The organism is Oricola cellulosilytica (assembly GCF_019966575.1).
Lineage (GTDB): Bacteria > Pseudomonadota > Alphaproteobacteria > Rhizobiales > Rhizobiaceae > Oricola > Oricola cellulosilytica.
Genome location: NZ_JAINFK010000003.1, coordinates 22,406 through 48,724 on the forward strand (window position 1 = coordinate 22,406; position 26,319 = coordinate 48,724).

The 26,319-nt window shown below is 61.8% G+C and carries 22 protein-coding genes; 7 read left to right on the top strand and 15 right to left on the bottom strand.

Annotated elements, in window-relative coordinates:
• Positions 1-35 precede the first annotated feature (35 nt).
• Together LC298_RS07685 and LC298_RS07690 are read right to left on the bottom strand one after the other, a co-directional pair.
• Positions 36-2,228, bottom strand: a complete 2,193-nt coding sequence (locus LC298_RS07685) for a dehydrogenase E1 component subunit alpha/beta (protein WP_131566009.1) — start codon at positions 2,226-2,228, stop codon at positions 36-38.
• A 91-nt stretch (positions 2,229-2,319) separates the two neighbouring features.
• The gene (locus LC298_RS07690) at positions 2,320-3,549 is read right to left on the bottom strand and encodes an ROK family transcriptional regulator (protein WP_131566011.1); all 1,230 of its coding nucleotides are present in this window, start codon (positions 3,547-3,549) and stop codon (positions 2,320-2,322) included.
• A gap of 266 nt (positions 3,550-3,815) precedes the next feature.
• On the opposite strand from LC298_RS07690, the gene LC298_RS07695 reads away from it, so the two are divergent.
• The 4 genes from LC298_RS07695 to LC298_RS07710 all read left to right on the top strand — a co-directional run bounded on the left by LC298_RS07695 (position 3,816) and on the right by LC298_RS07710 (position 7,461).
• Complete coding sequence (locus LC298_RS07695) at positions 3,816-4,844, top strand: sugar ABC transporter substrate-binding protein (protein ID WP_199223206.1); 1,029 nt, start codon at positions 3,816-3,818, stop codon at positions 4,842-4,844.
• 141 nt (positions 4,845-4,985) lie between these two features.
• Positions 4,986-6,059: an ABC transporter permease gene (locus LC298_RS07700; RefSeq protein WP_199223207.1), complete on the top strand. Its 1,074-nt coding sequence runs from the start codon at positions 4,986-4,988 to the stop codon at positions 6,057-6,059.
• On the top strand, positions 6,059-6,835 hold the full coding sequence (locus LC298_RS07705; RefSeq protein ID WP_131566016.1) for an ATP-binding cassette domain-containing protein: 777 nt from the start codon (positions 6,059-6,061) through the stop codon (positions 6,833-6,835). The genes LC298_RS07700 and LC298_RS07705 overlap by 1 nt, the downstream gene beginning before the upstream one ends.
• The gene (locus LC298_RS07710) at positions 6,832-7,461 is read left to right on the top strand and encodes a nucleoside triphosphate hydrolase (protein ID WP_131566019.1); all 630 of its coding nucleotides are present in this window, start codon (positions 6,832-6,834) and stop codon (positions 7,459-7,461) included. The genes LC298_RS07705 and LC298_RS07710 overlap by 4 nt, the downstream gene beginning before the upstream one ends.
• Positions 7,462-8,179: 718 nt before the next feature.
• Here LC298_RS07710 and LC298_RS07715 read toward each other — a convergent pair.
• From LC298_RS07715 to aptA, 9 genes are all read right to left on the bottom strand, one after another.
• Entirely contained in the window at positions 8,180-8,422 is a 243-nt protein-coding gene (locus tag LC298_RS07715) for a hypothetical protein (RefSeq protein WP_131566022.1), read from the bottom strand.
• Positions 8,423-8,560: 138 nt separating this feature from the next.
• Positions 8,561-9,547: an ABC transporter substrate-binding protein gene (locus LC298_RS07720; RefSeq protein WP_131566025.1), complete on the bottom strand. Its 987-nt coding sequence runs from the start codon at positions 9,545-9,547 to the stop codon at positions 8,561-8,563.
• Positions 9,548-9,606: 59 nt separating this feature from the next.
• Positions 9,607-10,470, bottom strand: a complete 864-nt coding sequence (locus LC298_RS07725) for an ABC transporter permease (protein WP_131566029.1) — start codon at positions 10,468-10,470, stop codon at positions 9,607-9,609.
• Positions 10,467-11,345, bottom strand: coding sequence for an ABC transporter permease (locus tag LC298_RS07730; RefSeq protein ID WP_131566032.1), 879 nt, complete (start codon positions 11,343-11,345; stop codon positions 10,467-10,469). Before LC298_RS07730 ends, LC298_RS07725 begins: the two co-directional genes overlap by 4 nt.
• Positions 11,346-11,572: 227 nt before the next feature.
• The gene (locus LC298_RS07735) at positions 11,573-12,373 is read right to left on the bottom strand and encodes an ABC transporter ATP-binding protein (protein WP_223385592.1); all 801 of its coding nucleotides are present in this window, start codon (positions 12,371-12,373) and stop codon (positions 11,573-11,575) included.
• Positions 12,374-12,380: 7 nt separating this feature from the next.
• Entirely contained in the window at positions 12,381-13,835 is a 1,455-nt protein-coding gene (hydA, locus tag LC298_RS07740; RefSeq protein ID WP_131566039.1) for a dihydropyrimidinase, read from the bottom strand.
• Between the two features lie 43 nt (positions 13,836-13,878).
• Positions 13,879-15,147, bottom strand: a complete 1,269-nt coding sequence (locus LC298_RS07745) for a Zn-dependent hydrolase (protein ID WP_131566042.1) — start codon at positions 15,145-15,147, stop codon at positions 13,879-13,881.
• A 17-nt stretch (positions 15,148-15,164) separates the two neighbouring features.
• Complete coding sequence (locus tag LC298_RS07750; RefSeq protein ID WP_131566045.1) at positions 15,165-16,661, bottom strand: CoA-acylating methylmalonate-semialdehyde dehydrogenase; 1,497 nt, start codon at positions 16,659-16,661, stop codon at positions 15,165-15,167.
• Positions 16,662-16,682: 21 nt separating this feature from the next.
• Positions 16,683-18,008, bottom strand: coding sequence for an omega-aminotransferase AptA (gene aptA, locus LC298_RS07755; RefSeq protein WP_131566048.1), 1,326 nt, complete (start codon positions 18,006-18,008; stop codon positions 16,683-16,685).
• Positions 18,009-18,211: 203 nt separating this feature from the next.
• Between aptA and LC298_RS07760 the strand changes: the two genes are divergently transcribed.
• The 3 genes from LC298_RS07760 (at position 18,212) to LC298_RS07770 (ending at position 19,602) form a co-directional block, all read left to right on the top strand.
• Positions 18,212-18,859, top strand: coding sequence for a TetR family transcriptional regulator C-terminal domain-containing protein (locus LC298_RS07760; RefSeq protein WP_131566051.1), 648 nt, complete (start codon positions 18,212-18,214; stop codon positions 18,857-18,859).
• A 66-nt stretch (positions 18,860-18,925) separates the two neighbouring features.
• Positions 18,926-19,165 (top strand): ribbon-helix-helix domain-containing protein, encoded by a 240-nt coding sequence (locus tag LC298_RS07765; protein WP_131566054.1) that lies wholly within the window; start codon positions 18,926-18,928, stop codon positions 19,163-19,165.
• Positions 19,162-19,602 (top strand): TA system VapC family ribonuclease toxin, encoded by a 441-nt coding sequence (locus tag LC298_RS07770; protein WP_131566057.1) that lies wholly within the window; start codon positions 19,162-19,164, stop codon positions 19,600-19,602. Before LC298_RS07765 ends, LC298_RS07770 begins: the two co-directional genes overlap by 4 nt.
• 6 nt (positions 19,603-19,608) lie before the next feature.
• Here LC298_RS07770 and preA read toward each other — a convergent pair whose 3' ends face one another.
• The 4 genes from preA to putA all read right to left on the bottom strand — a co-directional run bounded on the left by preA (position 19,609) and on the right by putA (position 26,261).
• Positions 19,609-20,922 (bottom strand): NAD-dependent dihydropyrimidine dehydrogenase subunit PreA, encoded by a 1,314-nt coding sequence (preA, locus tag LC298_RS07775; protein WP_131566060.1) that lies wholly within the window; start codon positions 20,920-20,922, stop codon positions 19,609-19,611.
• Positions 20,923-20,949: 27 nt separating this feature from the next.
• A complete protein-coding gene (locus LC298_RS07780) occupies positions 20,950-21,315 on the bottom strand; it encodes a VOC family protein (RefSeq protein WP_131566063.1) in 366 nt (121 codons plus the stop codon).
• A complete protein-coding gene (locus tag LC298_RS07785; RefSeq protein ID WP_131566066.1) occupies positions 21,312-22,643 on the bottom strand; it encodes an NAD(P)-dependent oxidoreductase in 1,332 nt (443 codons plus the stop codon). Before LC298_RS07785 ends, LC298_RS07780 begins: the two co-directional genes overlap by 4 nt.
• A 123-nt stretch (positions 22,644-22,766) precedes the next feature.
• Positions 22,767-26,261 carry a bifunctional proline dehydrogenase/L-glutamate gamma-semialdehyde dehydrogenase PutA gene (gene putA / locus LC298_RS07790; protein WP_131567593.1) on the bottom strand — a complete coding sequence of 1,165 codons (3,495 nt, stop codon included), beginning with the start codon at positions 26,259-26,261 and terminating at the stop codon, positions 22,767-22,769.
• Positions 26,262-26,319 lie beyond the last annotated feature (58 nt).

The following is a 26,319-nucleotide window of genomic DNA, read 5'->3' on the forward strand; positions in this document are numbered from 1 at the left end:
ACAGTAGTGGATCCGGTCGCTTGGTGCCCCGATCTTCAGCCGCCCGCAAGCAGTGCCTGGGCTGCGGCTACGATGCCGTCCGTGGAGGGCAGGGTCGCAGCATATGCCGGCCCCGTTGCGATGAAGCAATCGTCCGCCGTCAAACGCGAGAACGACCCAATATCGTTTTCAGCTAAGAGAGCCATAAGGGCTTCAGACTGACTGCCCGTTCGACGGCATTCATCTACGATCAAAACGTGGCTTACACCCTCGATCGCCTTGAGGATGCCGGGTTCCGGCAGCGGGGCCAGCCACCGAATGTCGACGATCCGGACCGTTGCTCCGAGTTTGTCTTCAATCATGGAGCGTGCTTGGTGAGCGAGATAGCAACCGTTTCCGTAGGTCACGATCGCCAGATCGGTACCCTCCCCGTCTACACCGACCTGTCCAAACGGAATCCGTTCGCCGGGTACCGGATACGACCGCATCCAAAGCCCGTCCTTCTCGTCGTGAAGGTCGCGCATCGGATAAAGCGCGATCGGCTCGATGAACACGACAACCCGCTGTTCCTCGCGCGCCAGCCTCACGCATTCGCGAAGCATCATCGCCGCGTCAGCGCCATTGGACGGGCATGCGACGATCAGGCCCGGGATGTCGCGCAGAACCGCGAGCGAATTGTCGTTGTGGAAGTGCCCGCCAAACCCCTTTTGATACCCCAGCCCGGCGATGCGGACGACCATGGGATTGGTGAACTGTCCGTTCGAAAAGAACGACAGCGTCGCCGCCTCACCGCGCAACTGGTCCTCGGCATTGTGGAGATAGGCGAGAAACTGAATTTCCGGGATCGGGATGAGTCCGTTATGCGCCATTCCGATCGCGAGACCCAAGATCGATTGTTCATCGAGAATTGTGTCTATCACCCGATGACGGCCGAACCGGTCGGCCAGCTTCTGCGTGACGCCGTAGACGCCGCCCTTCGCACCGATATCTTCGCCAGCAACGACGATCTCGCCATGCTGCAGCATCAGATCCGTCAGCGCCCAATTGATCAGTTTTGCCATCGGTTGCGGCTCTGCCAATGCCTTGGCGTCGGCCCCGAATGCTCTTGCGCGCGCCTCGCCGGCCGATCCATTTACTACGTTACACAATCTCACCGGCGGAATGAGACTTGCCGCAACATCCTTTCCGGTGCGCAGTCGTGGGGCCGTGATGACGGCAGACATCTCCCGCTCGCAAGCCGCTTCAGTCTCATTATAGATCGCAACAGCCTGATCGGGCGAAAGATATCCGGCCAAGTCCAACAGGCCGGCCGACCAAACGAGAGGGTCGTTCGCCTCAGCGCGCTCGATGTCTTCGCGCGACAGGTAGGCCGCTTCGAGATCGGAGCCTGCATGCCCGTAGAGACGCACAGTCTCGACATGCAGGAAAACCGGTTTTCTGTGGGTGCGGACGTGATCGGCGGCTTCTTTCGCGACGCGATAAGCATCGAATAGATCGAGGCCATTGCAACGCATATATTTCAAGCCGGGTCGCGCCGTGAAATTGGTTGCGATCCAGCCGCTCGGAGTCTTCACCGAAATGCCGATGCCATTGTCTTCGCAGACAAAGAGAAGCGGCATCGGAACGGACTGAAAACTGGTCCAGCAAGCGGTATTGAACGCGCCCTGTGCCGTTGAATGGTTTGCCGACGCATCCCCGAACGAACACATGACGATACTGTCTGGCGCGAGCCTCTGATGCTCAGGCTTCAGCCGCTTTGCCAGTCCAATCGAATAGGCTGCCCCAACCGCCTTGGGCAAGTGGCTTGCAATAGTCGAGGTCTGCGGCGGGATCATCAATTCCTTGGAACCGAGCACCTTGTGCCGGCCGCCTGAGACCGGATCATCTACCGAACATGCAAAGCTGAGGAGTATGTCACGGACGGGATCCACTCCCGACAGTTGCGACGAGCGTTCGATCTGAAAAGCGGCATCCCGGTAGTGCAAGAACGCCAAGTCGTCTGGACGCAGTGCCGCTGCGACAGCGGCCATGCCTTCATGGCCGGACGAACCTATCGTGTAATAGCCTTGTCCCGCCTTCTGCATCTTGCGGCCCATTCGGTCCAGATGGCGCGAGACGCATTGCGAGCGGAAAATGCCGATGGCTCGCTCCCGGCCCACGACATCCTCGCCAACGCACAGGCCAGTCGGAAAGTCAGCGGCACCCACGCGCTCAAGAAAGCGCTCGTGCACGTGTTCGGCCCTGTCCATGGGGTTCCTCGAGATCCGGTCGCAGTGATCGCGCACTGAAATCAACCGCCCCCCCGCTGTCAATGTCTCCACGCGCGCCGATCTGACGGTATTAGGCGGGAGTCATCTGATATGCGCTGCGATCCACCATGAAGCGGTCAAACAGCGGGAGGCTGGCAGCGCCAAGCGCCCTCGCATCGGCTCCGACGGAGCCCTCCCGGATTTCGGGAGTTTCAAGGCCCGTCATGTTGAGAGACCCGAGTTCATGCTTTACCGCCTCGACGAGACGGGCCCTGATTGCGACGGGAACCCAGCCATCCACGACGATTGCCGAAAAATTGATCACCGAACATGCGGCGGTAATCGCATGGGCGAGCCCCGCGGCTGCCGATGCGATCCAGTTTTCCAGAATATCCGGATCGACCTCCCAGTCCCTTGAGCTTTCCCAGAGCGAACTCGTTTCCAAACCACCCTTCGCAAGTTGGCGTTCGAGTTCGGACAGGCTGGCCACTTCGATCAGTTGGCAGGTCCTGCCGTCCTTTCCCGGCACCGGCATGGGCCCCAGAGCCCCAGCATTTCCGCCGGGTCCCGTAAACAATGCGCCGTCCAAGACGACCCCGCCGCCAATGAAATATCCGACGTAGAAATAGAGATAATCGTCAGGGCCATTGGACTGCCCAAACGCAACTTCCGCAGCACAAGCAGATGATGCGTCGTTCTCGAGGTAAATAGGAAACTCGTAGCGCGACGCGAGATCCCCGCGTATATCGGCGGTCCGCCAGCCGACCATTGTCTCGTCCGGAACGCCCAGCGCTTGGGCCCAGCTCCACATATAGAATGGCATCGCAATCCCGAGACCGGCAATCCGGGATTGCTCCGATTTGCTGAGACGGCCGGTTAGTTCCGCTATGGCCTCGTGAGCGAATCTGGTCGTTTGATCCGGGTCGGGATAGCGATGTGTCCGGGCAGCGCGATCTATTACTTCACCGAGGAAATTCGTCAGCACGAGATCCGTGCTCCGTCTTCCAATTTTGAGCCCCATTGAGAAGACGCCGTTTGGATTGAGCGCCATCGGCGTCGACGGCTGCCCGATGCGGCCCCGCTGCGGCGTACCTCGCATGACAAGCTCGTCCGCCTCCAGCCGGCGCATAATGACGGAAATTGTCTGCGCAGAAAGTCCGGTTCTTCGCGTCAGTTCCGACTTTGCGAGCGGTCCGGAACGCCCGAGAATCGTCAAGACAAGCTTTTCGTTGTGGGCGCGCACGCCGCTCTGATTGGTTCCGCGCAATAAGCCCGAACCCGCCTCCGCCACGCTGCGGCCGCCCACGTCCGATGAATTCATCAGATACCTCCCGCGAGGAAAACGCTATAATTCGGCAAGCCCTCACCCGCCCCGACCTGCGCTCTTCCGCCAGGAAAGAATGCAGCGCGGCGCCATACCTGTCAATAATTAAATCAACATGAATTAGTTATTGACAGGTGACTTTGTTTGGTGTTCCCTGACGTTCGGGTTCACTGCTAAGGCGCCCTCGACCAAGCGCGCCCTAGCAGGCACCTCATCCGGCTCAGGATTGGTCCGGATACCTGACAAACTCCGGGAGGAACATCGTGAAAAAGACAATACTCGCCACCACCGTTGCCGCCCTTGCCATGAGCGTCGCGGCGATCGTTCCGGCCAGCGCCCAGGACAAGATCGGCGCGTGTCTCATCACCAAGACGGACACCAACCCGTTCTTCGTGAAAATGAAGGAAGGCGCGACCGCCAAGGCCGAGGAGCTCGGCATTGAACTCAAGAGCTTCGCCGGCAAGGTGGACGGTGACCACGAAACGCAGGTCGCGGCTATCGAAACCTGCATTGCCGACGGTGCGAAAGGCATTCTGCTGACCGCTTCCGACACCTCGTCCATTGTCAGCGCTGTTAAACAGGCGCGTGATGCGGGACTTCTCGTGATCGCCCTCGACACGCCGCTCGACCCGATCGATGCCGCCGACGCAACATTCGCCACCGACAACTATAAGGCAGGCGTTCTCATCGGCGAGTGGGCGAAGGGCAAGCTCGGCGACGCGGCTGCGGACGCAAAGATCGCAACACTCGATCTGAACGTGAGCCAGCCCACTGTGGATGTTCTCCGCAACCAGGGCTTCCTCGACGGCTTCGGCATCGATCTGGCTGATCCGAACGTCATTGGCGACGAGAGCGATCCACGCATCGTGGGCAGCGACGTGACCGACGGCAACGAAGAGGGCGGCCGCAGGGCCATGGAGAACCTCTTGGCTACCGATCCCGAAATCAACGTTGTGCACACGATCAACGAGCCCGCCGCAGCAGGTGCCTATGAGGCCTTGAAAGCGATCGGTCGCGAGGGTGACGTCTTGATCGTTTCCGTGGATGGCGGTTGCCCGGGTGTTCAGAACGTCAAGGACGGCGTCATCGGCGCAACCTCGCAGCAATATCCGCTGCTTATGGCCTCGCTCGGCATCGAGGCGATCGCTGCCTGGGCAAAAGACGGCTCCAAGCCGCAGCCGACGGAAGGCAAGGATTTCTTTGACACTGGCGTTGCTCTCGTCACGGACGAACCCGTCGATGGTGTCGACTCGATCTCCGTCGAAGAAGGCATGGACAAGTGCTGGGGCTGATCCCGCTAGCCTGATTTTCATTGCCGCGGAGGGGCCGCTCTAGGCGCGCCCCTCCCCCACAGCCTCCGCGACTGGTCGAGGCTGTCTGTGAACTTACGCGAAATATCGTAAGATGCCCGCTTGAGAAGAATGGGGAGCGAGATGTCCGAGACAACCTCGAGGAGTGATGACTACGAATCTGTCATCGGCCAGAGCGCACAAGGCATCGCCGAATTCGACGATGATCGCCATGGTCTGATTCACAAGGTGCAGCACGCGCTGCATGTGACCCCCTCCCTTGTCCCTCTGATCGTGCTGCTGTTGTCGATCATCATTTTCGGCATCCTTCTCGGATCAAAATTCTTCTCGCCATTTGCGCTGACGCTCATCCTTCAGCAGGTTCAGATCGTCGGCATCCTTGGTGCCGCTCAAAGCCTTGTCATCCTCACCGCCGGCATCGACCTTTCGGTCGGTGCGATCATGGTGCTGAGTTCCGTCGTGATGGGGCAGTTCACCTTCCGGTACGGGATACCCGCACCGATGGCCATAGCCTTCGGCCTTGCCTGCGGGACGCTGTGCGGCTTCATCAATGGCTGGCTGGTCGCGAAGGTCAAATTGCCGCCCTTTATCGTCACGCTCGGAATGTGGCAGATCGTGCTCGCCACCAACTTTCTCTATTCCGCCAACGAGACCATCCGGAGCCAGGACATCGCCGCGGAAGCGCCGATGCTTCAGTTGTTCGGCGCAAAGGTCCAAATTGGCGGGGCAGTGCTGACCGTCGGGGTGATCTTCATGGTGCTGCTGGTGGTGGTGCTGGCATACGTTCTCAAGCACACGGCCTGGGGACGTCATGTCTACGCGGTCGGCGACGATCCCGAGGCGGCGGAGCTTTCAGGCGTGCAGGTCAAACGCACTCTGATTTCGGTCTACATGCTATCCGGCCTCATCTGCGCATTCGCCGGCTGGGCGCTGATCGGCCGCATCGGATCGGTTTCACCGACTTCAGGCCAGCTCGGCAACATCGAGAGCATCACGGCCGTGGTGATCGGCGGCATCTCGCTCTTCGGCGGTCGCGGCTCGATCATGGGGATGTTGTTCGGCGCGCTCATCGTCGGCGTCTTCACACTCGGACTTCGGCTGCTCGGCGCGGACGCCCAGTGGACGTATCTGCTGATCGGGCTTCTCATTATCGCCGCCGTCGCGGTCGACCAGTGGATCAGAAAGGTGTCTGTCTGATGGAACCGATTCTCAAAGGCCGCAACCTAGTCAAGCGCTACGGCAAGGTGACCGCCCTCGATCATTGCGACTTCGATCTCTATCCGGGCGAGATCCTTGGCGTGATCGGCGACAACGGCGCCGGCAAGTCGACGCTTATCAAAGCCGTGTCGGGCGCCGTGACACCCGATGCAGGTGAAGTTTTCCTCGATGGCAAGAAGGTGAAGTTCGCGAGCCCGCTAGACGCTCGCGGCGCAGGCATCGAGACCGTGTATCAGACGCTTGCCATGTCGCCGGCTCTATCGATCGCCGACAACATGTTCATGGGCCGCGAATTGCGCAAGCCTGGGGTCATGGGCAAGTGGTTCCGCAAGCTCGACCGCCCGGCGATGGAGAAGTTCGCGCGGGATAAACTTTCGGAACTCGGCCTGATGACGATCCAGAACATCAACCAGGCGGTGGAGACCCTTTCAGGCGGCCAGCGCCAGGGCGTTGCGGTGGCCCGCGCCGCGGCGTTCGGCTCGAAGGTGATCATTCTCGACGAGCCGACTGCGGCCCTGGGCGTAAAGGAATCGCGCCGGGTCCTCGAACTGATCCTCGACGTGAAGTCTCGCGGCATTCCGATCATCCTCATCTCGCACAACATGCCGCACGTGTTCGAAGTGGCCGACCGCATCCATATCCACCGGCTCGGCAAGCGCCTGTGCGTGATCAAGCCGGGGGACTATTCCATGTCGGATGCGGTGGCATTCATGACCGGCGCGAAAGAGCCCGATCCGGAGATGCTGGCGGCTTGAATCGCGATATCAGCAACATCGCGCAAGCGATTCAGAACAAAGCAAAAAATGCAGATCGGGTGATTGTCGCGGTGGCGGGTCCGCCGGGAGCCGGCAAATCCACTTTCGCGGAAGCGCTCACCGGGAAACTGCGCGCCCAGGGCGAACGCGCGGTCACCGTTCCCATGGACGGGTTTCACTACGACAATGCGATCCTCGACGCGGAGGGAATCCGGCCCCGCAAGGGTGCACCCTTCACATTTGACGCCGCCGGGTTCCTAAGCCTGCTGAAACGCCTGCGCGCCGGCGAGGACCGGGTCGCCATTCCCGCCTTCGACCGCAGGCGCGACATCTCCATCAACTGCGCGTGGCTGGCCGGAATCGATGACCGTATACTGGTCGTCGAAGGCAACTACCTGCTGCTCGACGAGGAGCCGTGGTCGCAAATGCTCCCGCTGTTCGACCTGACCGTATTCCTCAATCCCGGCATGGAAACGCTGAAGCGCCGCCTGATCGACCGCTGGCTCGGTCACGACCACACGAGAGAACAGGCGGAGCGGCGGGCGATGGAAAATGATATCCCGAATGCCCAATACGTTCTCGATAATTCGGCCGACGCAGACATCGTCCTCACGCGAGAGGGATAGCGGCTAGGTTCGTTCATCGATCTGCCCACCCGGTTCCATCGCCGCTGCGAGTCGTCTGTCCCGCCGTCAGCGAGCGACCGGGCCCTGCGGGCGCGCCTCTTGGTTGCCACGCCCCGTTTCCGGTCTGGCCATTTCAAAGATCAGGAAGACGGGCGGTCGGGGGATCGCTCTGTCTAGTATGTATGTGCGATCTTCCGACCGCCCCTTCGGCGTTCTTCCGGTTCGGGAATGCATTGGCGCTGGGAGATCGCTCGTCCCGACTGCCCCGGCGGTTAAACCTTCGGTCCGCAAGCGACGGAACCTCTTGGCCGGGCGGGGATTGAGGAGCTAGCCGTTCCACCGGCGCTACGCCGGCGTCACTGTCGTCGGCGGCAAGCCGCTTTTCGACACACCCTTTCGGGCGGGGTCGCTCCAACACCGCAAACCTTCTTCCGGCCCGACGTGGGGGCTCATCACCCAGGCAGGGACCTCTCCCCGCCCCGTCAGGCGCCGGCCTCTCCCTGTTTGCCGGTGTGCACCCAGGCTTCCTGCGAGAGACGGGAACAGTATGCGGCAGGCCGGGGAGGTGTGGATAAGTTTTCGGCGGAAAAAATATAATAACCAGTCAGGACAATGCGTTAGCGAGAACCGGGCAAAAAACTTATCCACCTTTTCGCGGCCATGCCGGCGGTCGATCCGTAACCGGACGATGCTGCGACCGCCACGATGACCTATTTGCTCAGTCGTCGTTGGCGGAGTTCAGATCCTCGGGCCTCGTGCCGCCGCGCGATCCGGCGGGCCGCATGTGGCCGTGTGCGCGCAGCCAATCGCGGACAATCCGGCGGACGGTTTCGGGACGCGACGGTGTGTCCCTCAGTGTCGCCGCATAGGCATCGAGCCCGCCAATGATTTCGTGGTCCATCTCCAACTGGAGCGTCTCGACTCCCGATACACGGGGTTGGTTTTTTTCAACCGTGGACATGTGCGGTACTCCATCCATCTAATGGACGATCAACGCCTTGAAATAGTCGCGCAAATCAGGACCCGGTGTCCACCAAATTCGACCGGAACGAAAAAGGGCGGCGCCAAAGCGCCGCCCTCTCACGGATACCACCCGGAATTACTGCATCATCGAGGTGATCTTGTCGGTCCAGGCGCCTTCCGGCTTCGAGGTGATCACCGGATCGGAACCGCCGCTGAGCAGCGACTCGACGGTCGTTTCCGCTGACGAGACGTCGAGTGTGCCGTCGGAGCCGTCGACCAGCTTGCAGATCTCGCCGATCATGCGCTTCTGGTGCTTCTCGGTCTGCGCGCCGGTCGCATCGTTATCGAGAACGATCTCGGCGGCCTCGTCCTGATTCTCGCAGGCATAGTCCCAGCCCTTCATGGAGGCATTGACGAAGCGCGAAAGCTTGTCGACCATCTCCGGGTCCTCCAGGCTTTCCTCGAGAACGTAGATGCCGTCCTCAAGCGTTGCCACGCCCTGGTCCGTATAGTTGAAGACGACGAGATCCTCCGGCGCGAAACCCGCGTCGATGACCTGCCAGTACTCGTTGTAGGTCATGGTCGAAACGCAGTCGGCCTGCTTCTGGATCAGCGGGTCCACATTGAAGCCCTGCTTCAGAACCGTGACGCCATCCTCACCGCCTTCCGTCGGAATGCCGAGCTGGCTCATCCATGAAAGGAACGGAAACTCGTTTCCGAAGAACCAGACACCGAGCGTCTTGCCCTTGAAGTCCTCAGGGCTTTCGATGCCGGTTTCTTTGCGGCAGGTGAGCATCATGCCCGAGCGTTTGAAAGGCTGGGCGATGTTGACGAGCGGCACACCCTTTTCCCGCGCCGCGAGAGCGGCCGGCATCCATTCGAGAATGACGTCCGCGCCGCCACCGGCGATCACCTGCGGCGGTGCGATATCCGGTCCGCCCGGCTTGATCTCGACGTCAAGATCGGCTTCCTCGTAGAAGCCCTTGTCCTTGGCGACGTAGTAGCCGGCGAACTGGGCCTGCGTAACCCATTTCAACTGCAGGGTCAGTTTCTCCGCCGCCTGCGCGGTTGTAGCGGTTGCCGCAATGGCGACCCCCGCGGCCAGTGCAATCCATTTCCTCATTTTCCGTTCTCCCTTTGTGAACTCTCACGTGGTGGCACCGCCATCCCGTCTTATTGTGCTCAGTTTCTGTTGGACGGATGCCAGAAGGTTACCGACCGCTCGATCAGGGCAATGAGCCCGTAGGTGAGCGATCCGGCCAGTGCGGCGACAAAGATCTCGGCCCAGACCATGTCGACGTTCAAACGGCCCACCTCGGCGGAGATGCGGAAACCCATCCCCACGATCGGCGTGCCGAAGAATTCGGCCACGATAGCGCCGATCAGCGCCAGCGTGGAATTGATTTTCAGCGCATTGAAGATGAACGGCATCGCCGCCGGCAGGCGAAGCTTGAACAGAGATTGCCAGTAGTTCGATGCATAGGTGCGCATCAGGTCACGCTCCATGTGACCAGCCGCGCCAAGCCCGGCAACGGTATTCACCAGCATCGGAAAGAACGTCATCACGACGACGACCGCGGCTTTCGACGGCCAGTCGAAGCCGAACCACATTACCATGATCGGCGCGATGCCTATGATCGGTAGCGCCGACACCAGGTTGCCGACGGGCATGACTCCGGCCTTGAAGAAGGGTGACCGGTCGACAAGGATAGCGACGACGAAGCCGGAGCCGCATCCGAGCAGATAACCGGCGATAACGGCCTTGAGATACGTCTGGCGGAAATCGGCCCAGAGTATCGCGGTTGAATTGACGATACGCTCCCAGATCATCGAGGGCGGAGGCAAAAGCACGGTTGGGACATTCAGCCCGCGCGTAACGCCTTCCCAAAGGGCCAGCAGCGCCAGCCCGAACAGAAGCGGTATCGCCAGATTGACCGCGGTCATCACGGACCGATTGCGGGTATGAATCAGCGCAAGCCGGCTGTTGACGAACCAGGCGGCGACCCAGAAGACGAGCGACGCGACGAGAATTCCGATCCCGCTCATTGCGCCGCCTCGCGAATTCCCATCCGGCGGTTAAGCCAAGCGCCCGTCATGCCGACAATCGTCACGAGAACAGCGGCCATGGCCGCCGCGGCGATGAGCGCCGACCAGATCTGCACCGTCTGGCCGTAATAGGAACCCGCCAGCAGCCGCGCACCAAGACCGGCAACGGCGCCCGTCGGCAGTTCACCGACGATCGCACCGACCAGGCTGATCGCTATGGCAACCTTCATGGAGGCGAACAGGAACGGGACTGAAGACGGCCAGCGCAGTTTCCAGAAAACGTCGGAGCGGCTGGAATTGTAGGTCTTCATCAGGTCGAGATGCATTGCTTCCGGCGAGCGGAGGCCCTTCACCATGCCGACGGCGACCGGGAAAAAGGACAAATAGGTGGAGATCAGCGCTTTCGGCACGAGCCCGGTAACGCCGACCGAGTTCAGGACGACGATGATCATCGGCGCGATGGCGAGAATGGGGATCGTTTGAGAGGTGATGATCCAGGGCATCAGCGACTTGTCGAGAACCCGGCTATGGACAATTCCCACGGCGAGCAGGATGCCGAGCACGGTGCCCATGACGAAACCAAGCAGCGTGGCCGACAGCGTTATCCAGCCATGATAGACGAGGCTGCGCTTCGATGTGATCTTCTTGTTGACGGTGGTGTCCCAGATCTCGGCGGCGACCTGGTGCGGCGCCGGCAGAACCGGCCGCTCCTGCGCCATCGTATTGGTGAGGATCTGGCTAAAGGCGATGTCGCTTCCGGCCCGGCGCGCCTGGTCGCGTTCGAACGGCGCATTGAGCAAGACCGCGGCGGCATACCAGATCGCGATGATCGCCGCGACGATCGTCAGAACCGGGAGGATGCGGGCGCGGATCAATGCTCACTCCCCTCTCGTTGCTCCGCAGACATCTTTTGGAGGTTCTGGCCGGCCCATCTCATGTCGTACTGCCATGTGTATAGCGCTGTGGGGTGTTTCTCGATTTCCTCTCGATGATTCTCCCAGATATACTTGGCAATGGCGGTCACGTTTGCACGCCCCTTGTGCAGATTCAGGGCCGCTATAATCCACGGTTCCATGTCGCTGCGAAAACTCAAAAGTTTACCTCACCCCTCATAGGCATGCCCTGCCCTGAGACCGTCGCGGACGCGGTGGGCGATCTTCAGGAACTCGGGGGACTCGCGAATATCGAGCGGACGGTCGTCGCCGAGATCGCAGTCGATGATGTCATGGATGCGGCCCGGCCTCGGGCTCATCACGACGATCCGGGTCGACAGGAACACCGCCTCCGGAATCGAGTGGGTGACAAAGACGACGGTCTTCTGGGTGGCGGCCCAAAGCTTCAGCAACTGCTCGTTGAGGTGGTCGCGGACGATCTCGTCAAGCGCGCCGAACGGCTCGTCCATCAACAGCATCTCCGGCTGGACGGCAAGCGCGCGGGCGATGGAGGCGCGCTGCTGCATCCCCCCCGACAATTGCCAGGGGAATTTCTTCCCGAATCCGGCAAGATCGACCAGTGCAAGGTTTTCCCGGATGCGCCGCTCACGCTCGGCACGGTCGAGACCCATCACCTCCAGCGGCAGCGCGACATTGTCGGCGATGGTGCGCCAGGGAAACAGCGCGGCGGCCTGAAAGACGTAGCCATAGGCGCGCTTCAGCCGCGCTTCCTCCGGCGTCATGCCGTTGACGGTGATGGTTCCGGCGGTCGGCTTCTCGAGATCGGCGATTACCCTGAGAAGCGTGGTCTTGCCGCAGCCGGACGGGCCGATCAGCGACACGAATTCGCCCTTGTGGATGTCGAGATCGATATCCAAAAGCGCCTGGACCGGACCGTCATTGGTCTGGAAGGTGAGATCGAGCCCCTCGGCCCTGATGACGGTTTCCATCATGCGATCAGGTGCGAGCATCCGGCGATTACACCCCGCTCGCCGGAATGCCGGAGCGCTGGACCGGGCGCGGCGCCACCAGTTCCTTCCATGTGGAAAGAGCAGTGTTGACTGCCTGGAACGGCTCGCGCCTGACGAATTCGCCGTGGCCCTCCTCGGTCTTCACTGCGCCATCGTCCACGACGATCTTGCCGCGCGACAGCGTGTAGCGCGGCAGGCCCTTGACGTGCTTGCCCTCGAACACGTTGTAGTCGATGGCCGATTGCTGCTTGTCCGCCGTGATCGTCTTTTCCTTTTTCGGGTCCCAGACGACGATATCGGCGTCCGCCCCGACGAGGATTGCACCCTTTTTCGGATAGATATTCAAGATCTTGGCGATATTCGTTGAGGTGACCGCCACGAATTCGTTGGGCGTCAGCCTGCCCGTCTCGACGCCATGCGTCCAAAGCATCGGCATCCGGTCTTCGAGCCCGCCGGTGCCGTTCGGGATCTTGGTGAAATCGCCGACCCCGGTTCGCTTCTGCTCGGTGGTAAAGGCGCAGTGGTCGGTCGCCACCACCTGAAGCGAGCCGGACTGCAGGCCGGCCCACAGCGAGTCCTGGTGCTTCTTGTTGCGGAAGGGCGGGCTCATGACGCGGCGCGCCGCATGATCCCAGTCCGGGTTCGAATATTCGCTATCATCCAGCGTCAGGTGCTGGATTAGCGGCTCGCCATAGGCGCGGATGCCGTTCTGGCGCGCCCGGCGGATCGCCTCGTGGGCCTGTTCCGACGAGGTGTGGACGATATAGACCGGCACACCCGCCATATCGGCGATCATGATAGCACGGTTGGTGGCCTCGCCCTCAACCTCGGGCGGCCGCGAATAGGCGTGTGCCTCGGGGCCGTTGTTGCCCTCCGCCAGCAATTTGGCCTGCAACTGCGCGACGACGTCGCCGTTCTCGGCGTGGACCAGCGGCAGCGCGCCGAGTTCGGCGCAGCGCTGGAACGAGGCGTACATCTCGTCGTCATTGACCATCAGCGCTCCCTTGTAGGCCATGAAGTGCTTGAAGGTGTTGATGCCCTTGTCGCGGACGACGGTCTCCATCTCGTTGAAGACCTGCTCGCCCCACCAGGTGATCGCCATGTGGAAGGAATAGTCGCAATTGGCGCGCGTCGACTTGTTGTCCCACATCTGCAGCGCTTCAAGCAGGGACTGGCCCGGAGACGGAAGCGCGAAATCGACCACCATGGTGGTGCCGCCCGAGACCGCGGCGCGCGTGCCGCTCTCGAAATCGTCGGACGAATAGGTCCCCATGAACGGCATTTCGAGGTGGGTGTGCGGGTCGATCCCGCCCGGCATCACGTAGCAGCCGGTGGCATCGAGTTCGTGGTCGCCGTGCAGGTCCGGCCCGATCGCCGCGATCTTGCCGTTCTTGACGAGAATGTCGGCCTTGTAGGTCAGGTCGGCGGTGACGATGGTTCCGTTTCGGATGACTTTGGACATTGATTACTCCCGATTTCGTCGATTGAGGCGCTTCCGGCCGGCATCACTCCGCGATCCCCGCCGATTCCACCACCGCGTGGAACAGCACGTCGGCGCCGGCGCGCGCCCATTCCGGGCTAATGTCCTCGGCCTCGTTGTGCGACAGGCCGTCGACGCACGGGCACATCACCATCGCCGTCGGCGCAACGCGATTGATCCAGCAGGCGTCGTGCCCGGCGCCCGAGATCAGGTTGCGGTGCGAATAGCCCAGCCGCTCGGCGGCGTCGCGCACCGCCTTGACGCAATCCCTGTCGAACTCGACGGGGTCGAACCCGCCGACCTTCTCGAACTCGATGCCGAGATCCATCTCCTCGCAGATCTTCTTCGCGCCGATCTTCAGGCGCTGCTCCATGTCGGTGATCACGGCCAGATCCGGCGACCGGAAATCGACGGTGAACACAGCCTTGCCGGGGATCACGTTGCGCGAGTTCGGATAGACCTCGATATGGCCGGCCGCTCCGACGGCGTGCGGCTTGTGGCTCCAGGCGATCTCGTCGACGAGCTCGAGCACCCGCGCCATGCCCAGCCCGGCGTTCCTGCGCATCGGCATCGGGGTCGAGCCGGTATGGGCCTCCTTGCCGGTGATGGTGACCTGCGTCCACGAAAGTCCCTGCCCGTGCGTGACGACGCCGATGTCCTTGCCCTCGGCCTCGAGGATCGGTCCCTGCTCGATGTGCAGTTCGAAGAACGCGCGCATCTTGTCCTTGCGGGCGCCGACCTCCTCGTCGCCCTTCCAGCCGATGCGCTCAAGCTCGTCGCCGAATTTCTTTCCGTCATGGTCCGTGTGTACGTACACATCCTCCTGGTCGAGCACGCCGGCAAACACGCCGGACGCCATCATCGCCGGGGCGAAGCGCGTGCCCTCCTCGTTGGTCCAGTTGGTAACGACGATCGGATGTTTGGTCCGGATGTCGAGATCGTTCAGCGTGCGGACGATCTCGAGCCCGGCAAGCACACCGAGCACACCGTCATACTTGCCGCCCGTCGGCTGGGTATCGAGGTGGCTGCCGACATAGACCGGCGGCGCGTCGGGGTCGGTTCCCTCGCGGCGCATGAACATCGTGCCCATCCGGTCGACGCCCATGGTCAGGCCGGCGTCTTCGCACCATTGCTGGAACAGCTTGCGGCCCTCGCCGTCCTCGTCGGTCACCGTCTGGCGGTTGTTGCCGCCGGCAACGCCGGGGCCGATCTTCGCCATTTCCATGATCGAATCCCACAGCCGGTCTCCGTTGATCCTGAGGTTTTCGCCGGGAGGTGCGGGGGTGGCTGCCATGGAACGCTCCTGTCTGCTTATTTCATGCTCGGGAAGGTGAAGACCGCCCCTTCGTGCAAATCGTCCGGCCAGCGCGCGGTCACCGTCTTCAGGCGGGTGTAGAAGCGCACGCCCTCCGGCCCGTAGATCGAGTGATCGCCGAACAGCGACCGCTTCCAGCCGCCGAAGGAATGATAGGCGACAGGCACCGGGATCGGCACGTTGACCCCGACCATGCCGACCTCGATCCGGTCGGCGAAGTCGCGCGCCGCGTCACCATTGCGGGTGAAGATCGCGGTGCCGTTGCCGTATTCGTGCTTGTCGATCATACCGACGGCTTCGTCATAGGAATTGGCGCGCACGACCGAGAGGACGGGGCCGAAAATCTCTTCCTTGTAGATCTTCATGTCGGTCGTCACGCGGTCGAACAGCGTGCCGCCGACGAAATAGCCGTTCTCGTAGCCCTGCAGCGAAAAGCCTCGCCCGTCGACGACGAGTTCCGCGCCTTCCCTGACGCCCTCGTCGATGTAGCCGAGCACCTTTTCCTGATGCTGCTTGGTCACCAGTGGCCCCATATCGGCGTCCGCGTCGGTGGCCGGGCCGATCCTCAGCGATTCCACCTTCGGCTTCAGCGCCGTAACGAGCTTGTCGGCCGTCTCTTCACCGACAGGCACCGCAACCGAGATCGCCATGCAACGTTCGCCGGCCGAGCCGTAACCCGCGCCCATCAGCGCATCGGCCGCCTTGTCGATGTCGGCATCCGGCATCACGACCATGTGGTTCTTGGCGCCGCCCAGCGCCTGAACGCGCTTCCCCGCGGCCGTGCCGCGCGTGTAGACATATTCGGCGATCGGCGTCGAACCGACGAACGAAACCGCCTTGATGTCGGGATGATCGAGGATCGCGTCGACAACTTCCTTGTCGCCGTGCACGACATTGAGAATGCCGTCCGGAAAGCCCGCCTCGCGGAACAGGTCGTAGACGAGCATCGGCGCGGACGGATCGCGCTCGGACGGCTTCAGGATGAATGTGTTTCCGCAGGCGATCGCCATCGGATACATCCACAAGGGAACCATCGCCGGGAAGTTGAAGGGCGTGATGCCGGCAACGACGCCCAATGGCTGGCGGTCCGCGTGGGAATCGATCGCCGGTCCGACATTGCGGCTGAACTCACCCTTGAGAAGGTTCGGAATGCCGCAGGCGAACTCCACCACCTCCGTGCCGCGCGAGACCTCGCCCAGCGCATCGGCATGGGTCTTTCCGTGCTCCTTCGAAATCGCGCGGGCGATATCGTCGGCATGCTTGTCGAGCAGTTCGCGGAATTTGAACATGTAGCGCGCCCGCTTGAGAGGCGGCATGTCGCGCCACTCCGGGAACGCGGCCTTGGCCGCCTTCACCGCATCGTCAAGCTCAGCGGCGGTGGACAAGGGCAGGACCGACGACTGCTCTCCGGTCGCCGGATTGAAGACCGGCTGCGTGCGCGACGACGCCGATGCCGAGACCGCTCCGTTGATCGCATTGCAAATGGTTTCCATGGCGTCTCGTCTCCGCTGGATTCATGGAATCGACTTCAGCACACCCCGGAGGGTGTCAAACAACACGTCGATATCGCTCTTTTCTATGATCAAGGGCGGCGACAGCGCTATGATGTCGCCGGTGGTGCGGATCAGAACGTTGCGTTCATAGGCTTCCAGAAACGCCGCGAATGCCCGCTTTGTCGGCTCGCCCGCAATCGGCTCGAGTTCGATGGCGCCAATCAGCCCGAGATTACGGACGTCGATGACGTTCGGGCAGTCCCGCATCGAATGGACCGCGTCTTCCCAGTAACCGGCGAGTTCCGCGGCCCGGGTGAGAAGACCTTCCTCCTCGTAGGTGTCGAGGGTGCCGAGCGCGGCGGCGCATGCCAGCGGGTGGGCGGAATAGGTGTATCCGTGGAACAGCTCGATCATGTTCTCGGGGCCGTTCATGAACGCTTCGTAGATCGCGCTGGCGCAGAAAACCGCTCCCATCGGGACTACGCCGCTGGTCAGGCCTTTCGCCGTCGTCACGAGATCGGGAACCACCTCGAAATAGTCGGTCGCGAAAGGTGTGCCGAGACGGCCAAAGCCTGTGATGACCTCATCGAAAATCAACAGGATGCCGTGCTGGTCGCAGATCTCGCGCAGTCGCTTGAGATAGCCTTTCGGCGGAACCAGCACGCCCGTCGATCCGGCGACCGGCTCGACGATGACGGCGGCGATGGTCGAGGGATCGTGCAACTGGATGACGCGGATCAGGTCGTCGGCGAACTCCTCGCCATGTTCGGGCTCGCCGCGGGTGAACGCGTTGCGTTCCAGGTCATGTGTATGACGAATGTGATCAACGCCGGTCAGCATGGTGCCGAAGGTGCGGCGGTTGGCGACAATGCCGCCGACCGAGATTCCGCCGAAGCCGACGCCGTGATAGCCGCGTTCGCGGCCGATGAGGCGGGTGCGCGTGCCCTGCCCGATGGCGCGCTGGTAAGCGAGCGCAATTTTCAGGGCCGTATCGACGCTTTCCGAACCGGAATTGGTGAAGAACACGTGATCCAGCGGCTTGGGCAGCATCGCGGCGAGCCGCGCCGCCAGTTCGAACGCTTTCGGATGGCCCATCTGGAAGGCCGGTGCGTAATCCAGTTCCTCGGCCTGCTTCTGGATCGCCTCAACGATTCTGGGACGCTTGTGTCCGGCATTGCAGCACCAGAGGCCGGCTGTTCCGTCCAGCACCTTGCGGCCATCGGACGTAAGGTAATGCATACCCTCCGCGCCAACAAACATGCGCGGGTTGGACTTGAACTGGCGGTTTGCCGTGAACGGCATCCAGAACGCTTCAAGATCGTTCGGCGCGACTGCCCGTTGAGACATTTCTGATCACCCTCCCCAGCGATCGAAACAGTATATGATGCGCGGCCAAGAATTCGCCGCCCACTGCCGACCGGACTTGACGAAGCTTTGCATTTGCTTGACCGTTTGGTCAAAATGAACGCTAAAAGAGCTTTCGAGGCCGGTCAAGTGACTTTACCGTGCGATCGGCCGCACAATCCATCGGCAGCGCGGGGAAGAATCGTTTGAACCAGACAAAGCGCAAGGACGCCAAAGCCTCGAAACCGCTCTCGCGAATCCAGGAGGCAAACCGGAAGGCCATACTCGACGCTGCGCTCGACGTCTTCGCGACGTCCGGATTTCGAGGCGCAACCATTGATGCGATCGCCGCGAGAACCGGCATGTCAAAACCGAATTTGCTTTATTATTTCAAAAGCAAACAGCAGATTTATCAACAAGTTCTCGAACAGACGCTGGAAGACTGGCTCGCACCTTTCGAGGCAATCGATCCGGAGGGCGATCCGGTCGAGGAATTGCGCCGCTACATCACGGCGAAGCTGGAGATGTCGTCAAAGCGGCCGGAAGCGTCCAAGCTCTTCGCCAACGAGATTCTGCACGGCGCGCCCGTCGTCGGTTCCTTTCTGGAAACCACGTTGAAAGATCTCGTTACAGAGAAGACCAAGGTGATCCGCCATTGGGTCGGCGAGGGAAAACTCGCGCCCATCGACCCTTATCACCTGATTTTCATGATCTGGGCGACGACCCAGCACTACGCGGATTTTGATATCCAGATCCGGGCGGTCGCCGGCAGCCAGGCCGGACGGCCGGGATTTTCCGAACAGGCGGCGCAGGCCGTGCTGACCATCATCCTGAACGGCATCAAGCCCCGTTAGCGCATCAGCGCATCAATGCATCAATGCATCATTGCATCATGATGCCTCGGTGACTATATTGGCGTCATGCGCACGACCCTCGATATTGACGACGACATACTCGAAACGGCCAAGAAGATGGCCCGCACCCGCAAGGTTTCCACGGGCAAGGTCATATCCGAGCTCGTGAAAAAGGGCTTGGTCGAGACAGCATTTGAAGACATCAAATGGAAAGACGGGTTCCCGCTTATAGAGGGAAACGGACTACCAATCACCGTCGAGCAGGTTGAAAGGTTGCTCAACCAAGAGTTCGAAAATTATCCGTGAAGCCAATATCGCTGCTCGATATCAGCGCACTTCTGGCGCTTTCCACGATCCATCATCAATTCCATGCTTCGGCGCGCAGATGGTGGGAAAGCGAGCGTGAATTTGGCTGGGCCTCGTGTCCGATCTCGCAAAACGGCATGCTCCGCATTTTGTCCCAGCCAACCTTTCCGGGCTTTGTCGGCTTTCGAACGGCAACGGCGGTTCTCAATCGACTGGTCTCGGACGAACACCACACCTTCATTTTGGATGACATCAGCATCGCAGATCCGGAAATATTCGATCTCAGCCATCTCCAAGGCCCCGGCCAGATAACCGACGCCTATCTGCTGGCGCTCGCCGCGAAGAACGGCGGCCGACTGGTGACATTCGACCGGCGCATGTCGATCGCGCCGGTCAAGACGGCCAAGCCCGAGAATCTCCTCATCCTCGGCGAGTGACGAAGCCTACTCCGCTGCTTCCTTGGCCCACACAGCGGGGTTGTTCGGATGCGTCGTCCAGTTGGCGTAATCCGGATCGACCGGCTTCTTCGTGCGCGGATCGACGCCCGCGATCGGTTCCATCGAAATGCAGCCCTCGACCGGGCATACATTGACGCACATATTGCAGCCGACGCACTCCTCGTCGATCACCTCGAAATGGCGCGCTCCGTCGACCATGTTGGTGATCGCCTGGTGGGACGTGTCCTCGCAAGCGATGTGGCAACGGCCGCACTTGATGCAGAGATCCTGGTCGATCCGCGCCTTGGTCACATAATTGAGGTTGAGATACTGCCAATCCGTGACGTTCGGCACGGCCTTGCCGCGGAAGTCCTCGATGGATTCGTAGCCTTTCTCATCCATGTAATTGGAGAGGCCCGCGATCATCTCCTGCACGATCTTGAAACCGTAGGTCATGGCCGCCGTGCATACCTGAACCGAACCGCAGCCGAGCGCGATGAACTCGGCGGCATCGCGCCACGTCGTCACGCCCCCTATGCCGGAAATCGGCAGCCCATGGGTTTCCGGGTTCCGAGCGATTTCCGAAACCATCGAGAGCGCGATCGGCTTCACGGCCGGCCCGCAATAGCCGCCATGCGAGCCCTTGCCGTCGATCGTCGGCTCCGGCGCGAAATTGTCCAGATCGACCGCCGTGATCGAGTTGATCGTGTTGATCAGGCTGACGGCGTCGGCGCCGCCGCGCTTCGCTGCCTCGGCCGGCTTGCGGATATCGGTGATGTTCGGCGTCAGCTTGACGATTACCGGCATGCGCGTGTGTTGCTTGCACCAGCGCGCGACCATCTCGATGTACTCCGGCACCTGCCCGACGGCCGAGCCCATGCCGCGTTCGCTCATGCCATGCGGGCAGCCGAAATTGAGTTCCACACCATCGGCCCCGGTTTCCTCGACCCGGGCCAGGATCTTCTTCCACGGCTCTTCCTCGCACGGCACCATCAGCGAGACGATCATCGCCCGGTCCGGCCATTTGCGCTTGACCTCCTTGATCTCGCGCAGATTGACCTCGAGGTCGCGGTCGGTGATGAGTTCGATATTGTTCAGACCGAGAAGGCGGCGGTCGGCACCCCAGATCGCGCCGTAGCGCGGACCGTTGACATTGACGACGGGCGGCCCTGCCTCGCCGAGTGTCTTCCAGACGACACCGCCCCACCCAGCCTCGAACGCGCGCTCGACATTGTACTGCTTGTCGGTCGGCGGCGCGGAGGCCAGCCAGAATGGGTTCGGAGACCTGATTCCCAGAAATTCGGTTGAAAGATTGGCCATCGGTTCCTCCCAATGATGTTCGTCGCGCTAGCGCGACGCCAGCAAGATCATGTTTCCTTCGCTGTCGCGAAAGAGCGAATAGGTGGTCTGCGCATCCCATTCCGCCGGACCGGGCTCGCGGATCACCTCGACATTCCGATCGCGAAGCCGCTTCACCGTTCCGGCGACATCGTCGTCGATCAGCACCAGTGCGGGTTTGTCCGCCTCCGGCATCGCTGCGACGTGGTCGAGATGGATCTGCGTGCGTGCGCCGGGTATCTCCAGCATGATCCAGCGCGTTTCGCCGAAAGGCGCATCGGTTCCGACAGCCAGCCCGAGCTTTTCGACGTAGAAATCGCGGGCCCGCTGAACATCCGTCGCCGGAATGCTGTCGAAACTGATGTGTGTGATCATGACGCTCCGCTGCTCAGCATGGTGTGAATGCTCTCCGCCGCATCGCGCCCTTGAGCGACGGCGGTGACGGTCAGGTCGTCGCCGGCATTGACGCAGTCGCCGCCCGCCCAGACCTTGTCCATCGAGGTGCGGCCCTCGGCATCGACGCGGATACGCCCGCGCTCAAGCGTAATCGACGGACCCGAACCGTTCAGTGCCTCGGGCGTGAACGACTGGCCGATGGCCTTCATGACCTCGTCGCACTCGATAACGACACGTTCTCCGTCGCGCTCGAACTCCATGCCGGTGACAACACCGCCGGATGCGATCATCCGCTTCGGCAGCATCCCGTAGCGCACCGTCACGCCGCGGATCTTGGCGATCTCCTGCTCGTATTCCGACGCCTTCATTCGTTCCTTGGGGCCACGATAGCAAATCGTCACCTCGTCGGCGCCGAGCGATTTCGCCTGCACGGCGGCGTCGACCGCCGTCATGCCGCCGCCAATGACGACGACGCGTCGGCCGACCGGCACGGTCGACAGATCGGTCGTCTGGCGCAGATCGCGGATCCAGCCAACAGCATCGAGGCTGCCCTCGGCTTCGGCGTCGGCGTCACCGAGCGCATTGACGCCCGCCAGGCCCATGCCGAGAAAGACCGCGTCGTAATCCCGGGTCAGCCTTTCGAGCGCGATGTCACGGCCAAGCGCCTTACCCTCATGAATGGTGATGCCGCCGATGGCGGTGATGTAATCCACCTCGGCCTGCGCGAAATTTTCGGGCGTCTTGTAGGCGGCGATGCCGTATTCGTTCAAACCGCCCGCCTTTTCGCGCGCCTCGTAGACATCAACCTCGTGGCCGCGCATCGCCAGACGGTGGGCACAGGCCAGTCCAGCCGGACCCGCGCCCACGACCGCGACGCGCTTGCCGGTCGAGGGCGCGCGCACGTAGAAATGCTTGTTCTGCGCCATCGCGGTATCGGTGGCGTAGCGCTGCAACAACCCGATCTTGACCGGTTTGCCCTCCGCAAGTTCGCGCACACAGGCCTGTTCGCAGAGCGTCTCGGTCGGACAGACGCGGGCGCACATCCCGCCGAAAATGTTCTGGTCGAAGATGGTCTTCGCCGCGCCGAGCGGGTTGTCGGCTGAAATCTCGCGGATGAAGAGCGGAATGTCGATTTCGGTGGGACACGCCGTCATGCACGGCGCGTCGTAGCAGAAATAGCAGCGATCCGCCTCGACATGCGCTTCGTGGCGGTCGAGCGGGGGATGCAGGTCCGAAAACAGTTCGAGATAGCTATCGGCGTCAAGGCGGCCCGGCTTCACGTCACGTTCGCGCGGTGCTTCGCTCATTCGGTCTTCCTCCGTCTGCAGCCGCACGCCAGAGGCATGCGTCTCTCCTACCCAGAGAGGAAAGATGACCGAATTTTATCATTAGGTCAAATTTTTTAGCGGCGCTGCCCTGGTCGCGAAGTCTCAGGCATTTGCGGCCAGCAACGCGGCGTTTCCACCGGCAGCCGTAGTGTCGATACAGATATGCCGCTCGGTACGCAGACGCATCCCGGGCTCTTCCTCGGTGATCAGCGGAACGAGGGGCCCGTCGCGCGACGCCAGCGCCTGGCGCACGGCCCGGAGATCTTCCGCATCGCTCCAGAGCATCACCGCATCGATGCCATGCAGCGTCGAGAGGGCTTCGCGCTTGAGGAAAAACGGGATTCCGCCGGCATTCGCACCGCCCGGCACGACGGCGAGGGCCGAACACCCGTTGGCGTGTGCGAGCCGCAGTTGCTGATCCGCGGCCTCGCGCGACGGGCCGAGGCAAAGCACGACGCCCCGCCCGTAGGTGGAAAGCCGGTTCGATTCACCTGTCACGCCCGGCATGGCCTGCGTGCCGAAGGCCGAATGCACGCTGCGCTGCAACTGGTGGAGGCGCGCCTGCACGGCGGTGGGATCAGCGGCGCTCCCCGGCTGCACGCTCTCACTGTGGCTCGATTTCAGGAGGAACCGGTCGAGATAGTGCGGCCCGCCCGCCTTCGGTCCGGTGCCTGACAGCCCTTCCCCTCCGAACGGTTGCGAGCCGACCACCGCCCCGATCTGGTTGCGGTTGATGTAGATGTTGCCGGCGCGAACCCGCGATGTGACGTGCTCGACGCGGTCGTCGATGCGGCTGTGAAGTCCGAAGGTCAGCCCGTAGCCTGATGCGTTTACGGCGTCGATCACGGAACCCATCTGCCATGCCTGGTAGGTCGCGACGTGCAACACCGGCCCGAATATCTCGCGGTCCAGATCGCCGATCCCGTTCACACGGATCACGGCGGGTCCGACATGTGTGCCATCCTTTGGCGCTTCCAGTTGCTTGAGCAGCCGTCCGTCGCCGCGTGCCTGTTCGATATGGCTGACGATGGTTTGCCGAGCGTCCTCGTCAATCACCGGCCCGATGTCGGTCGAAAGGTTCCAGGGGTCATCTGCTTCGAGTTCTTCCATCGCGCCGAGCAGCATGTCCAGCATCTGCGGCGCGACGTCTTCCTGGAGATAGAGGACGCGCAGCGCCGAGCACCGCTGCCCTGCCGACTGGAATGCAGAGGCGAGAATGTCACGGACGGCCTGCTCGGGCAGCGCCGTGGAATCGACGATCATCGCGTTGAGGCCGCCCGTCTCGGCGATGAGCGGCGCGTCGGGATCGAGATTGGCAGCCATGGCGCGGTTGATCGCCTGGGCGGTTTCCGTCGACCCGGTGAAACATACGCCGCCGATCCGCGGATCGGAAACGAGCGCCGCGCCGACAGTCGGCCCGTCGCCGGGAAGGAGTTGCAGAACTTGCCGCGGAACGCCGGCCTCGTGCAAAAGCCCGACCGCGAACGCGGCGATCAACGGCGTCTGTTCGGCAGGCTTTGCGAGCACGCCGTTCCCCGTTGCAAGCGCTGCCGCGATCTGGCCCGTAAATATCGCGAGGGGAAAATTCCACGGTGAGATACAGGTAAATAGCCCGCGCGGGCTTACCCCCTTGCGGGCCTCGATCTGACTTGCATAGTAGCGCAGGAAATCCACCGCCTCCCGCAGTTCCCCCACCGCATCGAGCGGCGTCTTGCCGGCCTCACGCGCAAGCAGCGCGAAAAATTTTCCGTAATTCGCTTCGTAAAGATCCGATGCCTTGCGCAGGATTTCCGCCCGCTGCTTAACTCCGGCCGATCTCCACTCACACGCCGCATCGAGCGCCGCCGCGACGTCTTTGGCTGTGGCGTTTCTCACCGTACCGACCCGGTCCGCCCCATTGGCCGGGTTGAACATCGCCTTCCCGCCCTTTCTGCCCTTCGCGGCTGACGAACCGGCAATAATGGGCGCAGCTTCGAATTTATCATCCCGGAACGGTCCCCTGGCGCTATCGATCGCTTCCAGATCCGCAACATTGCGGAGATCCCAGCCCTTTGAATTGAGCCTCTCCGGTTCGAAGATCGCCGCCGGCTTGCGTATCGGAGCGGTGGCACGCGGCTCGCCGACGCTCTCGAACGGATCGGCAACAATCGCACCCACCGGAACGCTCGAATCGACGATCTGGTTGACGAATGAAGAGTTCGCGCCGTTCTCCAGGAGCCGGCGGACCAGATAGGCGAGCAGATCGCGGTGCGCGCCCACCGGAGCATAGATGCGGCAGCGCGTGTTTTCCCGCGACATAACCAGGCGATGCAGGGCCTCGCCCATGCCGTGCAGCCGCTGGAACTCGTAGCTCTCGGCGTCGTCTGCCATCTCCAGGATCGCCGCGACGGTATGGGCATTGTGTGTCGCGAACTGCGGATAGATCCGATCAGTCATGGAAAGCAGCTTCGTCGCGCAGCAGATGTACGAAATGTCAGTCGCCGCCTTGTGCGTGAAAACCGGAAAATCCGGAACGCCATCCACCTGCGCGCGCTTGATTTCCGTGTCCCAGTAAGCGCCCTTGACCAGCCGCACCATGATCCGCCGGTCGAGCCGCTCGGCCAGATCGTGAAGCCAGTCGATAACATGGGGTGCGCGTTTTCCGTAAGCCTGGACGACGACCCCGAACCCATCCCACCCGGCAAACTGGTCTTCCGACAGGACAGCTTCGATAATGTCGAGAGAAAGATCCAGGCGATCGGCCTCTTCAGCGTCGATATTGAATCCCATCCCCGCCTTCGACGCCATGGCGGCAAGTTCGATCAAACGCGGAACGAGTTCCTTCATCACCCGCTCGCGCTTGGCCACTTCGTAACGCGGATGCAGGGCCGAAAGCTTGACGGAGATACCCGGGTTTCGTCGCGTATCGGACTCTTCGCAACGGCTGGCGATAGCTGAAATAGCGGCGGAATATGAGTTGAAGTAATATTGGGCGTCATCGGCAGTCAAAGCCGCCTCCCCCAGCATGTCGTAGGAATATGTAAAGCCCTTGGCCTCCATGCCGGCGCCTCGGGCCATCGCCGCACCGATGGTCTCGCCGAGCACGAACTGGCTGCCGAGTTCCTTCATCGCACGCCGCACAGCGGTGCGGATCACAGGTTCGCCGAGACGCTTGACTGCTCCGTGAAGCAAGCCCGCCATCCCAGCCGTGCCCTCGGTATCAAGAACCCGCCCGGTCAGCATAAGCGCCCATGTCGAAGCATTGACCAGTGAGGAGTTTGACCTGCCCAGATGGACGCCCCATTTTGAGGGCGCGATCTTGTCCTCGATGAGATCGTCGATGGTCGGCGCATCGGGCACGCGTAACAACGCCTCGGCAAGACACATCAACGCGACTCCCTCCTCGGTCGAAAGACCGTATTCAGCGAGGAAAACTTCCATAAGACCGGGACTTTTCTCGGAACGGATCGCCCGCACCAGATCGGCCGCCCGTTCAACGGCAGCCCCCCTTGTTTGCGGATCGGGCGCGGATTGCGCGATCAGGACCTTGAGAAGCTCCTCCTCATCCGCACGGTGGGCGGCGCGCATTGCCTGCCGGATTGAAGCCGCACTGCTCATGGAATCCATTCACCGTCTCCGTATTCAAGGTCGGCGCCAGCCTACCATTGATACACAA